This is a genomic window from Thermoactinomyces sp. CICC 10521, assembly GCF_016055135.1.
Lineage (GTDB): Bacteria > Bacillota > Bacilli > Thermoactinomycetales > Thermoactinomycetaceae > Thermoactinomyces_A > Thermoactinomyces_A daqus.
Genome location: NZ_JAECVZ010000024.1, coordinates 1 through 13,227, shown reverse-complemented (window position 1 = coordinate 13,227; position 13,227 = coordinate 1). Strand labels below are relative to the sequence as shown.

Sequence of the window (13,227 nt, the reverse complement as noted above, 5' to 3'; positions counted from 1 at the left end):
CTATTCCTCTAGATTCATCCAAGCAACTATTGATGGATCCAGCTCATTCTCCTCCTCTATTTGAGTAGAAGATGTAACTTTTTCTTTTGGTCCCTCTTGCTCTTGTGTTTTTACTTCTTCTTGCTGCCAATACACCGCGTGTTGATCCAAGTTCCACAATTTTTCGCGATATTCGTCAATTTGCTTCTGTACCTCCTCAACGGATAAGCAGTCCCTTTGCATCCAACGTAATCCAAATTCCTGTAAAGCACCTTGGAAAGCTTCGCTTTCTTCTCTCGCTTGTCGATCTTCTTCCGGACCATAATAAGTCTGCTTTCCATCAATACCCATGATATAAGGCGGTTCTACACGAATCCGGAAAGATACTCTCTGTCCAGAATCACTTTCGGTATACACCGCGGCCTCTAACTCCGGCAAATTAACTATATCTTCTGCCTTAAATCGATTGCCGGTGTATTCTTGCACTTTTTTAGCGGTTTCTGATCCACTCGTAAAGGCAAATATATGTCCACCGACTTCAGTAATAGCTTTTTTCAAAGGCTCTACAAACTGATCCAGATATTGCGTCATCAGAACGGCGATTAGACCCTTACTCCGATCTTTGGGAATCACTTGTTGGTAAAGCACAGGAATTTGGCATTGATGCGCTTCGTCAACAATCAGGTAATGGTTTTGTGATTGATTTTTCCGTTTTTGAGCCGCTTGGTGATACAACGTCACAATCATCCCCATCACCAGCTTCATGGCCGCTTCATCCTCAGCTAATCCCTCTGCATTGATGAAAACAAAGTGCCCTTCTTCCAGATAGCGCATAATCTCTAAGTTCGTTTTCTTTTGGCCAAAAATTCGTTGTGTGACCGGATTTTCGATCAGTTCATCCAGACGATTCAGAAATGGTTCAACCTCATGACCGCCAAATTTGTCTTCTAAATCCTCTAATTTCCGATAAAGTGCTTGGTCACTGGTACTCCCCTTCTTTAACTGGGCCTTGATCCTGTCACGTAATGGACTTTCTTTGCGTAAAAACTCGGGAATGGCCAAAATGGTGTGTTGCTCAACCTTGTCACGCAGGAGTGCCCGAATGGTTGGCCGTGCGTACTTTTTCAACCACGCGGAATCAGTAGAATAAGCGTTTTGCAAAATCCCAATGATGTTGGAGATCTGTTGATCTTCCGTTTGCTCAGGCAATCGTTCCAGAAGATTTAAGCCAATGCAATATTGATCGGACGTCAAATCAAAATAATGAACCTTATTTTCATCAAACTCATGCCCCTGCACACGCAGCATCCGAAAGTAAGTGAGAACCGTTTTAACACCGTCTCCCTTCGGATCAATGAAGGTAAGTCCCCCCATGGGTTCTTTCCGAACCAATTTCCAAATCAAGTGAAGGCGAATCATCATAAGGATCAAAGCCGTCTTACCAGACCCAATTTTCCCAAGAACCAAAGCCATTTTCCGGAGTTTCTTTTCAGAGATATAAAGCATCCGCTTCACATAGGCCGGATGAATCAAGTACCCGAAGGGAATCCCCTTCAAAAACTCATCGGCCCCAATGGGGTTTTGACCAGTGATTAAATGAGGGATACGGTCCATGATGTGTTTGATCCGGTTCTCTTTTTCATACTTGGTTTTTCCTTTCGGAAAGTGAATCAAGTTGGCCAGCTCGCTCCCCGTCCATGTCATCACCTTTTTCCAACGAGGGTAGGGTGCTAAACAGATCGGACTTTTCTTAGTTGTATCCAAACGCAAGCGATTGGACTGTTTTACCGCGGCATTAATCGCATTCACCATAGATTCCACGATGCGCTTATCATCCGACTCATGCCAAAGATAGATTTCCGTATCAAAAGCAGCTGTCTGACCAGCGTGACGCTTTTTCAAATTGGCCAATACTTCTTTTACTTCTTCCGGATATTCTTTTTCTTCCTTTTTGGAAGTAGTCATGTCTCGGTCTAGTGCTTTCAATGTCGCCTCAATATAGGGACGAAGAAAAGCAAACCGGTCGCCTTTGCGATTGTGAATGACGGCATCCCGAGTCTCTTCTGCTGCCTTACGCAACTTACGAAGAGACACTGGACTAAATGCAATAGATAGATACGAACCCGGCGTCAGGTGGCTAAGAATCCGGCTGATCTCTTCCGATCCGTCAAACGGCTTCAATGGTAATCCCGGTTGTTTGGGATATTGCCAGATCAGCTTTCCCCCTACTCCCTTTTCCAGAAAAGGTTGGGGCACTTGATCATGGGGGATATCAATGAGATCAGCATTTGGGTAAATGTTCAAGATCACTTTCACAATATAGGGGTCCCGATCTTGCGGATACCCGACATACAACAGGATATCTCCGTCCAGATGATTGCCTGGTACGCATGTAACCAAGAGTTGGAACCATTCTCGGCCACGCAACAAACGTTTAAGCCACGACCGTTTGGCTTCCCATAAGGATGTGACCAGTCTCTCCGCCTGTTTCCCGTCGTGCTGCGTGTCGGCATGCAGGATGATTCGTTTCCAACGTACATCCTTCTGGGCCCGTTTTTGATAAAAGAAAGGAGCCACCAGAATCCCAACACCGATTAAAATTCCGATTCCTATTATCCACTCAATTAAGGTAGTAACATAGCTCAAATCAACATGGGGTAATACACCGGGTGCAGCTGGTGTATTCGGGCTGAGCGATGCCAGCCACCCTCTGATATACTTCTTCCAGACTAGGGCCAATACAATCAACGCAACCACTCCCCAACCAAAGGGGAGAATGAGCCAATCAATTCCGCTTCCACCATGCTCTCTTCCGTATCGATTGTATCCACGACTCATCTTGCTTCTCCTCTCTATTTCACCACACGCCGCGCTGTGTAGTAATGCGAATCCCAATATCCCTGGTTCAATTGGTCAATCTGCACATCTTGACCGGTGCCCTGATTGTTGATGAACTCGCCACCACCGATATAGATCCCCACATGGCTGACGCCAGGACGATAGGTCCCACGGAAAAATACAAGGTCTCCTGGCTTCAACTCATTTCTTTCTACGGGAACTCCTTTTGTGACTTGGGTCAATGTGTCGCGCCCGATATCAATTCCAAACACGCGCTTGTACAAGTTCATCGTGAATGATGAGCAATCCAGTTTATAGGGGAAATCGTTGGCACCAAAGACATATTTGGTTACGCCGATCAGCTTTTTCGCTTCGTTAATGAGCTCCCCCATTTTTCCTTCTGCTGGCGCCGTTGCTTGAGCCGTAAACAAGGGCTGAGCAAACTCATGAAACTTGCGTTCCACATCTGACACATATTTCATGCTAGGATTGTAACGCCATACTGGTCCGCCTTGAGCAAACCAATCCTTCCCTGTCCGTTTGTAGTCCGCGGCCAGGCGCTTTGCAGCTGCGTTGATCGCGTCAACAGGATCGTATGGATCGGCCTTTCCGTCCCTGTTAACATCAAGTCCCTGTCCACCGTGAATGTTGCGAGGATCTGTGATATCGATGTTTACTCCCGGTTTCAGATCTCCTTTGCTATCGCACTCATTTTTGTAGTAATCCCAACCAATCCAGGCACACGGTTCGAATTGCATGGCTCCGACTGCGCCCGCACTGCTCATCCGTAGATCGGTGGAAAACGAGGTTTCCTGCGCATGAATAGCCGCCAAGAGATTCCAAGGCACTCCATATTTTTGACCAGCCGCTTTGTAGATGGGAATATATTTAGCCGGGATCAACTTTTCACCGGTTGCCGTGATCGCCCACTCAACATCTCCAGGTGTCTCTGTGTATTGAAACGGTGCGAGCGACTCCTGCATGGTCGTGATAAAGATTACCCCTATTACCGTTACAAAACCGCCAATGAGTAGAAAAACGCACAAAGCAACAGCTATCCATTTTCCTATACCTTTTCGTTTTTTTGTTGATGGTTCAGACTGCATGCATTTCCACCTCTGCCACTTTCCAGGATGTCCCTTCATTGCGTAGGCGGATCGCATAATCATACTGCTCTTGCTCTTTGCTTCCATCTGCATGGATGGATTCCACCGTTATCGTCGAGGTCCAATACAAGTCACTATCCATTGGCTCAATATATGAGCCGTCCATCTTCACAAAGCGGAACTGAAAAAACTCTGCTGTAGGCCGAACGTTTGCCGCGTTCTCCTTTTCCTGTTCATAGAACCGATCAGTCACATAAGGGCGAATACTTTCGACCATGCTGTTGATTTGCTCAACCTTATAAGTGGTGTAAAGCGGGACAAAAGTTTCTGCCACTTGTTTAGCCGCTTGCTTATCTGCTTGTGTATAGCTGGGCATATTCGATACACTGGAGGTACCCTCGGATTGAGGTGGTTGAGACCCCGAAACCGCTGCATCGGTCGGGGTCTTTTTCATGTTTGATGGTTTTGGATCATCTTGATCCATGAACATCCAAACTGCCAACACAGCCCATACCAACAAGCCTAATAGAAACAGGAGTTGTTTTTTTCTAGGCCAGTCAACAAAAAAACGCTTTTTCATGGGTTCACCTCTTTATTTTTTTGGTTTGGACTCTTTGGAAGCAGCCATTTTCATTACGGCTTTTCCGGCAAGCACAACGGCCTGTGTCTTCAATTTTCGCTTTTGCTCATCGTTCAATTGCACCAGCCTGCGTTTTTTTGGTTTTTGCTTTGCTTTAGGAGTTGTAGACTGAGGAGCTGTCGTTAATTGAGCAGGAGCTGGGAGAAATTTGCCATTAATAATGCGTCCTCGTGTTGGTTTATCTGGTAATCCAAGCGGTTCTTGGTCATCGACCACTGAGTATTCTGCATCTATGATGGTAGGGCCATGCTTTTGTCCTTCTCTTAGCTCTTTAGGCGGAATGATTTCAGGATCAATAGATTTCTGGTTCTGGAATGGTTGAGATTTATAAGCCGATTTCTCTTTTTTGTTTTGATCAGTAAATGAGCTTTGTAGATAAGGTTTGGAAAAACCACTGCTTTGACCACTTCCTGAATTTGCAGCGGCTGGTCGACTACGTAATTTCTTTTCAACGCTATCAAAGGCCCGATTGATGGTTCCAGCAAATTGACGGCTTTGAGACACAAGTGGTTCTCCTTTGGCAAAATACCGGTTCATTTGTCCATATACACGTTTTGTTTGTCTAACTGGCGCACGGAAAAACTGAATCAATTGTTTTCGGAACATCACCAACATAATCACCAAAACTAACTGGGGTACGATTCCTCCAAAAAACCAACCCATTTTCGGTACTAGTTCATATAGTTTTGTAGAGATTCCCAGGTAGAAAGCGATCAAGAAAGAAACGACAATCCCATACAACCCGGCACCAACCCAGTTATAACCCCAGTTTATGACAGTCCATACTCCGCTTCTTGGCCAAGCAGCAAATAAACAAACTAGTGGAGCAATGAAGGCTAGGATGAGAAACGCTAATTTGTAGAAAAGCTGGAAGAGTGACAAAGTGATAAGGAAAATCACGAAGATCGTATCGGTAACTAGGGTAACGATAACCACAACTGAGCGACCCGTTAAGCCAGAATCACTGTTCATAGATGGATACCGTGGTGGATCATCAGTCCACTTATCGACGTAATCACTTCGGGTATTATCATTCGCACTTAAAATCAAATAAGTATCCTTCGCAATTTTATCTTTGGAATCGGCAGAAATATTTGAGCCTGGTTTCATTGACTTCCCAAACTCGCCAAACTGCCAGGGAATAATTGCGTAGTTCTCCCATATCTTATTTGAGCTTTTGACAACTACTTCTTTATTGACATCGCCTTGTTTAGACGGCTCTACGATTGCCAAGATCTGTGCAGATATATGATTAGAGAAGTTGTTAACGAAATGCAACGCGCTGTTCATATTGTTGAAAAGCACCATGCTAAGTGCTAAAAACACAAGAGAAGTAAGCAGAGACTTAGCACTGTCTGCATAACGTTTCCGAAAGATTTCAACCAAAATCCATAGGCTAACCAATATAGATATCGACTTGAGAACGGTTATAAATATGTTTCCGCCCATCCACTTGACAGCACCTGATGTCCAAGATGCCAAGTAATCAAAAAACGGAGCCTGAGAAGCCCATTGGAAAATGTAGATACCAACTTTCAATAGAAATATCTCAGCAACGTAAATATTGCTTAACACAAAGTTTTGTGTTTTATTGAAAATACTGGTTACGTCATAGTTTCCATCAAACGTGTAATTATCTACATCAAATTTTTCATACAACTCATCAGTTATGGATCCATTCTCGTTAATTGGAGAGTGATCTGGTAACATGTTTTCGATCGCACCAGCAGCATGAGCAGAGCCGGGAACTACTAAAAGAAAAATCAGCAGAAGATAATGGAAAGCATATCTTCTCATCTGAGCTTCACTTCTTTCCACTCACGTTGATGATCTGGATAATAGCGCACAACATACGCATATAACCCAGGAGCGGACTTGTAGTGATCCATTTTCCAAGTTCCATCCCTTTTTACCATATCAATCATGTATCCCTTATCGTTTTGGGGATTGTAAATATACACTTGAGCTGTTGTATCTGTAGCCGGTTTTTCGGGAGATAGCATGATTAGCACTTTGCTAACTGTTTTTTTAGAAACCGCATATGTCCAATCTGCTTTATTTAGATCAATCTCTTTTGCTTTTTTTGCGTCCCCATCCACATGAATTGCCTTCCAAAAATCAAGTGCCGCCTGCTCAGATGGGGTTAAATCAGCAGTTGCTGTTCCCGAGTCGCTCCATATCCAAATTGCACTTCCGCTTAAGAAAAAAAGGGCCAAGATTATGACCACCAAGGCCCTCTTTTTTACCAGGATTGCCTTCATCGAACTCCCTCCAGTGATTGTTGTGTTGCTACTTTCCTCAAATGGCCAAATTCACGCTCACGACGTTGATTAGCCGCCGGACGAGTATCCAACGAGCGGAATAATCGTGGATTCAGCTCACTCAGATCCAGCTGTACCTTTGCCACACGCCCTTCCAGATCGGCCATAAGCCACTCACCTGTCCGAAGGTTTCGGATATGTGCTACGTTTTCGTCATTGGGTTCAATCCCCAACAGTTCACACGCTTTTTTAGCCTCTGCATCATCCCCCATTCGGAAGACAAAGCGATAACCCAAATTTGAGCGGATTTCCTCACCGCCGTCCTCACCGTCACCCTTGAATTCCGATCCGATTCGCAAGTCACGCATGTTATGGATGACCATCTTGAGGTCTGCATTTTTGGAACGGCACGTCCGAACCAATTCCCGCAACACTTGTTGCCCTTCCGATGCTTGGTTGATCGCATGCAATTCTTCAAACAGTACTGATCGCGGCACATTCGTTCTTTGGTTGACGAACCGACGGGCAAAGTCGGCAATCGCCATAAATAATGACATGTTTAAGCGGTAATCCTCGCGGCCCTTTTCCGGAATCCCCAGGTTCTGCATCTGTATAATCGTGAGCGGATTACTGACATCAATCGGAGTTTCGCTTCCATCCCCGAAAAAGAGTTGGGCTTGTGATTCCCTTGCTTGTCGGCGTAAGAAGGAGTAAACCTGCTCTACTTCGTGTTTGGCCAAATCCCGGTTCAGCCCAAATTCCCGATCCAGTTCCCCATGCAAATACGTTTCCAGATAATGCAACACTCGCATCATCGAGGGTTGATTATCTTTTAGTGCCAAGTCAATCGCCGTTTGAATTGCTTGCCCTGCCCAGCTTTTGGGCTTTTCCTCCGCCAAGAACAAAAGCAAGCTGGTGGCCAATTTTTTTGCATACAAACGCTCTTCTGGGTCATCACTCACCCGGGCAAGTGGATCAAATTTCCCTTTATCGCGGACCGAGTTGGAGATCGAAACGATATTGGTTATCGGTGCTAACTCCGGGAGTTCATACGGCCAGGCCCAAAGTTCGTCCTTTGGTTGTAGCAAGAGATGATGGACCCCCCGAAGCAATTCGTAATAGGTGATAGCTCCTGTCAGCATCGATTTACCAGCACCAAGCGAACCGGCATAAACGGAACTGGAGGTCATTGATAGTAAGTTCCGCGCCCGATCTACATCCATGAACACCGGCGCGCGTCCCAATGCATTTTCGGAAACTCCTGGCACTGTCATCACAGTATTCCCGATATAGATTCCACTCGGATCGCCCACTTCCGTGGTGGCCAACGGCATAAATGAAGCTAAAAACTCGGCTGTAGTTCGAACAAGATAAAACTTATCCATTTGCGGCGCGCCTGGTAATGTGTCATGGTAAAGGGATTTTTGCCCGGTACGTGGAATCTCCAAGCGCAAATCAAGTTCCTTCATCTTGTCTTGCAAATCCCTGCGCCTTCGTTGTACTTCCTTTGTACTGTCTCCCCAAACTACGAAAAGGATTTGCGTTTTGAAGATCGGGATCTTTTCTGTGGCAATCCTCCGGTCCAATTCGCGGTTCATTACACGCCGTAAAATATCGCCTTCCAGTTCTTCCGTTCCTTCAAGCTCATTATTTTTGCTGCTTGCAGTGTGGGTGATCTGTCCTAAAATCAGCTCAAATTTGTTCTTCAGTTCCCGACGCGCATCCTGTGGCGGAATGGGCTCAGTCCGGACAATTACGTCTACCTCAAAGTCCAGTTCACGGATTTTATGGTAAACCTCTGCATTTCCGGGGAATTCCACTCCTTCTGGAAGTGTGGAAACCGCTAGGAAAGAAAAATAACCCCTTTTGGTTTCGCCACCACAATCTTTTTGCCAATGAATCATTCCAATTGGCTTGTTAAAATACAGGTCAACATCATGAAGACCTCGATCCATATCGATTTTTGAGCCGTAGATATACCCGTCTTCTTCAGCCAACAGTTCCATCGGCTCAGATTGAAGCGGTGGATTATATCCTCTGCAGGCACTACGCTCAATTAGCCAAAGCACCTCTGCCTCACTGCATCGTTCTACTCCTCCATGTAGCTTTTGGCGTATCCACTCATAGATCTCTCTTTCCGCCGTTTCAAACCGTTTCCATTCGGTCCAGGGAAGTCGATAATAGTCTCCTCCCATCCATTCATCAATCAAAACAAAGGGATCACGAATCAATTCATAAAAACCTCGCCCCAATTCTTCTAACCAGTTTCCAGAAACAGGTTCCATATCAACTGCAATATAAAGATTGTATTTGGTGGGGATCCGCTCCCGTATGTAGCGTTCCGTTTGTTTCATCGCCTCTTTTGCCACATGATGAAGTTCGGGCGGAGTTTTGGATAAGTCAAATTGCACGGATTCCCGTGGTGAATAAGGAACCGGCACCTGAATCCAGATCACAGGGTACGGAAACTCGTTCATGAACCACGCCAAATGGTTACGCAATCCTTTTTTCTCGTCCGCCGGCAAAAAAGAATAGTTTACTTGAGGGATTTTGAAAAAACATTGGCCAGTTCGTTGTTTCGTAATGATCATATTTGCCGACCGGAAAAGCACAGGAGCAATTAACGGCATTACAAACCCTCCTTATAAAGATGATGGCGGCTCACCGGAACCGCCAATCAACTTGCTTTTCGACTTAGCAACCGAAGCTTTTCTTTATCCAATTCCACCGGCTCCAAATTGCCGCTCACATGCTTATCTGAGAAAACAAAGCGGACCACTGAAAGAAGCCAATGATGCAGATATTTCCCTTCGAGTTTCAACTTTCTCAAGAAATAAACTGCCAGACCAGGAATCACTCCATAATGGATCAGCAGGGCAAAGGAAATCCCCAATACCTGATCTAAAAACAGCATCAATCCTTCAATGAGGATGAAGAAAATCATCTCTTGAAAGCTTATCGAAAAAGGCGGAAAAAACCTTACATTGATGTAAACACGAATAGAACTATCCCATGCTGCCGCATACGACCGCACCCATTCTTTGTCATTGTTTTGCACCGGAACCACCACTGAACAGGTTATAGAAAAAATTCACCACTTGCGGAATCGTATCCGTAGGTTTAAGCACAAAGATCCCTACCAACGCCATTCCAAGAACCGTAAGAGGAAGGTAAGCACGCAAACGCCGATTCGCTAGCTGAAACAAAACAATAATGATAAAGGCTAACATATATCCTTGTGTGATATTGGGGTACAACCAATCATAAATCCTCCCCATGAAATTAGATAAACCGTCTTGCATTGAAATGCTCCTTTCTCTATGGTGTCGAAATCACAGGATTGGTTGAATCAATAAGCCAACGATTCCCATCTTTTTCGAACCAGAATTCATATTGTTGCGGGACAATGGCCCCATTAATGTTCAAGTGTGCTACACAACGTGCATATAACTTGTTATTTGTTGGATCACTGACCTCCAGATCGCTGATACTGAGGAAAGTCGCGCTCAAATCACTCAATACCTTTCTCGGTTTTCCGTCTGCATACAGGTTTGTTAGATCATCAGGGGTTCCGGCCGTATACTGACGGAAAAACGATTCAATCACTTGTTCCACTTGTTGACGTGTTTGAGTATCTTGCGTCAAATTCACATCTGTATCCCCAGGCATATTGGCTGGCGCCGGTTGCGGGATGAAGTTAGGTAATCCAATGACCCCATATCTTCCTTGATCCACTACGACCGGCACATCTAAGAAAATTGGGTTGCTTTTGTCGGGTTTCACTCGAACAATTACACTTACTTTGTTTTTATCAATGCTTCGAGCACCCCAAGGAGAAATTGTTTCAATCTTGATAGGTTTTGGTGCGTCTTTTGGAATCTCAAAACCGGTAGCCGCATACTTTTGGGCACTCTCCATATCACCAGTAAGCCAATAATTTGTAAAATAGACTGCGTAATTTTCTGCTCCCTGCGAAGACTCTACGAATACGGGAGCATTTTTGTTTTCAGTAGTTTTTTCAGCACTCACATTTTGTTGGTGAGGAAACACTATATCAAAGGCTCCTTTTGCTGCAAGAAACACTATGAGCCCGGTACTGGCCACGAGTCGAACCATTCGCCAGTTCACTTCTTCAGCTCCTTTCTTTGTATCGAAAAAGGGATAGATCATCATCTATCCCTAACTAAATCAGCCATTAGGAGATATCTTTGAGGCGCTGGACCAATGTATCCAAACGGGTAACAAGTGCTAACCACAAGGTGAGGATGGGGATAGGTTGATTTGATGGACCGATCATTTTTTGAAACGATCTTAGCCCCTTTGACCTGGTAAGTGAAGGTTCCTGCTCTTGTTTTGACTATCAGGAGATCCCCAACCTTCACCTCACCCAAGCGTTTAAAAACGGTGTCGCGGTGCCCCGCCAAAAGAACCGTATCCGATTCCCCGGGAAGCGCAGTTTCGTAAACGTGGCCTACACCCTTTTCTAGCTCGTCCTCATTTGCACCCTGAATAATCGGCAAGACTGCCTTAATTCGGGGAATCTCCAAATTCCCTATATGTGTCCCAATAGCAGGCACCTGATGGTACAGCTTCACTGGCTCTTGCTTTTGGGATGGCTGCGATGGTCGTTCTTGTTTGATTGGCTCCGCTTGAACTTCCATTGCCTGATACCAGTGCCACCCAGCATACCCCATCATAAAGATCCCAATCACAACCGGTATCCAATAAAACCTAAGCATATATCCTCATTTTCCGTGAGATTTGTAACAACCAACCGCCCAATAAGAATGAAAATCCAGCAAGAAAGAGATTCCCGTACGGAGTAGCTGTTTTCGGTAAACTAACGCCATCTTTTGTTTTCTGCACTGGTTCCACTACTTGATTTTCAGACGCAGCCAGTTGAACAACACTTGTATCCTTTGTTTGAGTGGGCCCAGTTGTCACCAAAGTATGTGGCTCTGAATCTGTTCCTACAGCGACCGTTTTAGGCTCACTATTCACTACTTTTTGAGGAGAGTTTGTTTTTTCATCCTTGTCCGTTTTCGGTAAATTCGGTTGCTGTTGCACTGACTTTGGATCCGTTTGAGCCGGTGATAAGTTGGTGTTTGGCTCTGGCGGTGCTGGTGCTACTGGTGGCAATGGCTGCTTTTGCGGTTGTGCTGGTTGAGATGCATCTGGTTGATCTTGAGAATCAGGTTGAGGATCTATTTTAATATTTGGTTCAGCTGAACCAGTCTGATCATCCAGATGATGGTTCTGATGATGGATTGGTTTTATATTTTGAGGCCCATCATCTTTCAAATCAAAACCGATCTTCGGTTCCTTCGGAGAGGATGTATCATTATTATCATGTTTTGGAACAGTGTTATCTACGTTATCTACAGGGATCGCGGGTTGGTTCAGAACTTCGGGTTTTGCATTCAAAATCGGATCTAAATTGATTTCCTCCGCATAAGCAGATCCAACAAGCCCAATCCCTAATACAATGGACGCTACCCCAGATGCTAAAGGAATCAGCGCCAACTTTTGTATCCGTTGTCTGTTTCTCATTTGTTGAAACTGATAGTTGTTTGTTCGTGTGGTATCCCATAAATCAAGAACTCGCTTCGGATCCTGTGGAGTGCGTCGGGTAGTATCCCACAACTCGAGAATCTCTTTTTCGTTCAACCAGCCTTCCCTCCTGTCAACTGGTAATGTCTACATAATCAATATTAGTACACATGACCCGATTAATTCAAGTACAATTATTTAAAATTTTGTTATACTACCTGCTTTTTGACCAACTTTTTAATTCAGTAGAAGAATAGATTTTTTCCCAATCTTCCTTTGTCGCTAACCAAAAACGGCCTACTTTTTTAGGCCATTCAAACCCTCTTTCCTTTCCTCGTTTCGCCAATATCATCATCCAACTAGGTGAACATCCTAAAATTTGAGCTGCAGTAGTAGCTGTAATTAAATCAGTCCGAGATGAAACACCACTTGCCTTTGATTTTGGTACAGACTTACGCTCCTTCCTCGGTTGAATATCGGGATCATTGAAAATTTTCTCCCACTCACTAATTGGGGCCATCCAAGAACGTCCTATTTTTTTAGGAAATGGCCTTCCTTTCTTCTGTGCAAGCTTAGATAACTTTGAACCATAAAAACGGGAAAATCCAAATAGCCTTGCTGCTTGAGAAGCAGTTATGTATTTATCATCCACCAGGACACCTCCTCGTAGTAATAGTTTCCATCAGTTTTGTCTTTGTTGTCCATAGAAAAAGCGGGAGAAGTTAATCTCCCGCCGAGGTTGTTGACAAAGAAAGTCAACAGCCTTTTTTTGTTGAAAAGGTATAAAAAAAATTCCGAAGGAAGGTTTCTATGTTCAGGACGAATTCATCCAGAGAATTTCATCCAGAGATGG

General features: G+C 44.6%; 12 protein-coding genes. All 12 read right to left on the bottom strand.

The genetic code is table 11. The annotated features are described in order from the left end of the window. A complete protein-coding gene (locus I8U17_RS14090; RefSeq protein WP_198059605.1) occupies nt 1-2,727 on the bottom strand; it encodes a type IV secretory system conjugative DNA transfer family protein in 2,727 nt (908 codons plus the stop codon). Nucleotides 2,728-2,831: 104 nt separating this feature from the next. Next, nucleotides 2,832-3,923: a C40 family peptidase gene (locus tag I8U17_RS14085; protein WP_198059604.1), complete on the bottom strand. Its 1,092-nt coding sequence runs from the start codon at nt 3,921-3,923 to the stop codon at nt 2,832-2,834. Next, nucleotides 3,913-4,503: a hypothetical protein gene (locus I8U17_RS14080; protein ID WP_198059603.1), complete on the bottom strand. Its 591-nt coding sequence runs from the start codon at nt 4,501-4,503 to the stop codon at nt 3,913-3,915. Before I8U17_RS14080 ends, I8U17_RS14085 begins: the two co-directional genes overlap by 11 nt. Before the next feature lie 12 nt (nt 4,504-4,515). Beyond that, entirely contained in the window at nt 4,516-6,360 is a 1,845-nt protein-coding gene (locus tag I8U17_RS14075) for a hypothetical protein (RefSeq protein ID WP_198059602.1), read from the bottom strand. After that, the gene (locus I8U17_RS14070) at nt 6,357-6,824 is read right to left on the bottom strand and encodes a hypothetical protein (RefSeq protein WP_198059601.1); all 468 of its coding nucleotides are present in this window, start codon (nt 6,822-6,824) and stop codon (nt 6,357-6,359) included. Before I8U17_RS14070 ends, I8U17_RS14075 begins: the two co-directional genes overlap by 4 nt. Next, nucleotides 6,821-9,454 carry an ATP-binding protein gene (locus I8U17_RS14065; protein WP_198059600.1) on the bottom strand — a complete coding sequence of 878 codons (2,634 nt, stop codon included), beginning with the start codon at nt 9,452-9,454 and terminating at the stop codon, nt 6,821-6,823. Before I8U17_RS14065 ends, I8U17_RS14070 begins: the two co-directional genes overlap by 4 nt. Nucleotides 9,455-9,501: 47 nt before the next feature. After that, the gene (locus I8U17_RS14060) at nt 9,502-9,882 is read right to left on the bottom strand and encodes a TcpE family conjugal transfer membrane protein (RefSeq protein ID WP_198059599.1); all 381 of its coding nucleotides are present in this window, start codon (nt 9,880-9,882) and stop codon (nt 9,502-9,504) included. Beyond that, the gene (locus I8U17_RS14055; RefSeq protein ID WP_198059598.1) at nt 9,869-10,126 is read right to left on the bottom strand and encodes a hypothetical protein; all 258 of its coding nucleotides are present in this window, start codon (nt 10,124-10,126) and stop codon (nt 9,869-9,871) included. The genes I8U17_RS14060 and I8U17_RS14055 overlap by 14 nt, the downstream gene beginning before the upstream one ends. A gap of 16 nt (nt 10,127-10,142) precedes the next feature. Beyond that, nucleotides 10,143-10,952 carry a conjugal transfer protein gene (locus I8U17_RS14050; protein ID WP_198059597.1) on the bottom strand — a complete coding sequence of 270 codons (810 nt, stop codon included), beginning with the start codon at nt 10,950-10,952 and terminating at the stop codon, nt 10,143-10,145. A gap of 41 nt (nt 10,953-10,993) precedes the next feature. After that, the gene (locus I8U17_RS14045; protein ID WP_232331113.1) at nt 10,994-11,485 is read right to left on the bottom strand and encodes a class D sortase; all 492 of its coding nucleotides are present in this window, start codon (nt 11,483-11,485) and stop codon (nt 10,994-10,996) included. Nucleotides 11,486-11,555: 70 nt separating this feature from the next. Next, complete coding sequence (locus I8U17_RS14040) at nt 11,556-12,491, bottom strand: hypothetical protein (RefSeq protein ID WP_198059595.1); 936 nt, start codon at nt 12,489-12,491, stop codon at nt 11,556-11,558. A 97-nt stretch (nt 12,492-12,588) separates the two neighbouring features. After that, the gene (locus I8U17_RS14035) at nt 12,589-13,026 is read right to left on the bottom strand and encodes a hypothetical protein (protein ID WP_198059594.1); all 438 of its coding nucleotides are present in this window, start codon (nt 13,024-13,026) and stop codon (nt 12,589-12,591) included. Nucleotides 13,027-13,227: the final 201 nt, after the last annotated feature.

Bases quoted from the DNA above. Each gene is read 5' to 3' on its own strand.
- I8U17_RS14085 (WP_198059604.1), bottom strand. From the start codon at position 3,923: ATGCAGTCTGAACCATCAACAAAAAAACGAAAAGGTATAGGAAAATGG.
- I8U17_RS14080 (WP_198059603.1), bottom strand. From the start codon at position 4,503: ATGAAAAAGCGTTTTTTTGTTGACTGGCCTAGAAAAAAACAACTCCTG.
- I8U17_RS14055 (WP_198059598.1), bottom strand. From the start codon at position 10,126: ATGCAAGACGGTTTATCTAATTTCATGGGGAGGATTTATGATTGGTTG.
- I8U17_RS14045 (WP_232331113.1), bottom strand. From the start codon at position 11,485: ATGGAAGTTCAAGCGGAGCCAATCAAACAAGAACGACCATCGCAGCCA.
- I8U17_RS14075 (WP_198059602.1), bottom strand. From the start codon at position 6,360: ATGAGAAGATATGCTTTCCATTATCTTCTGCTGATTTTTCTTTTAGTA.
- I8U17_RS14065 (WP_198059600.1), bottom strand. From the start codon at position 9,454: ATGCCGTTAATTGCTCCTGTGCTTTTCCGGTCGGCAAATATGATCATT.
- I8U17_RS14070 (WP_198059601.1), bottom strand. From the start codon at position 6,824: ATGAAGGCAATCCTGGTAAAAAAGAGGGCCTTGGTGGTCATAATCTTG.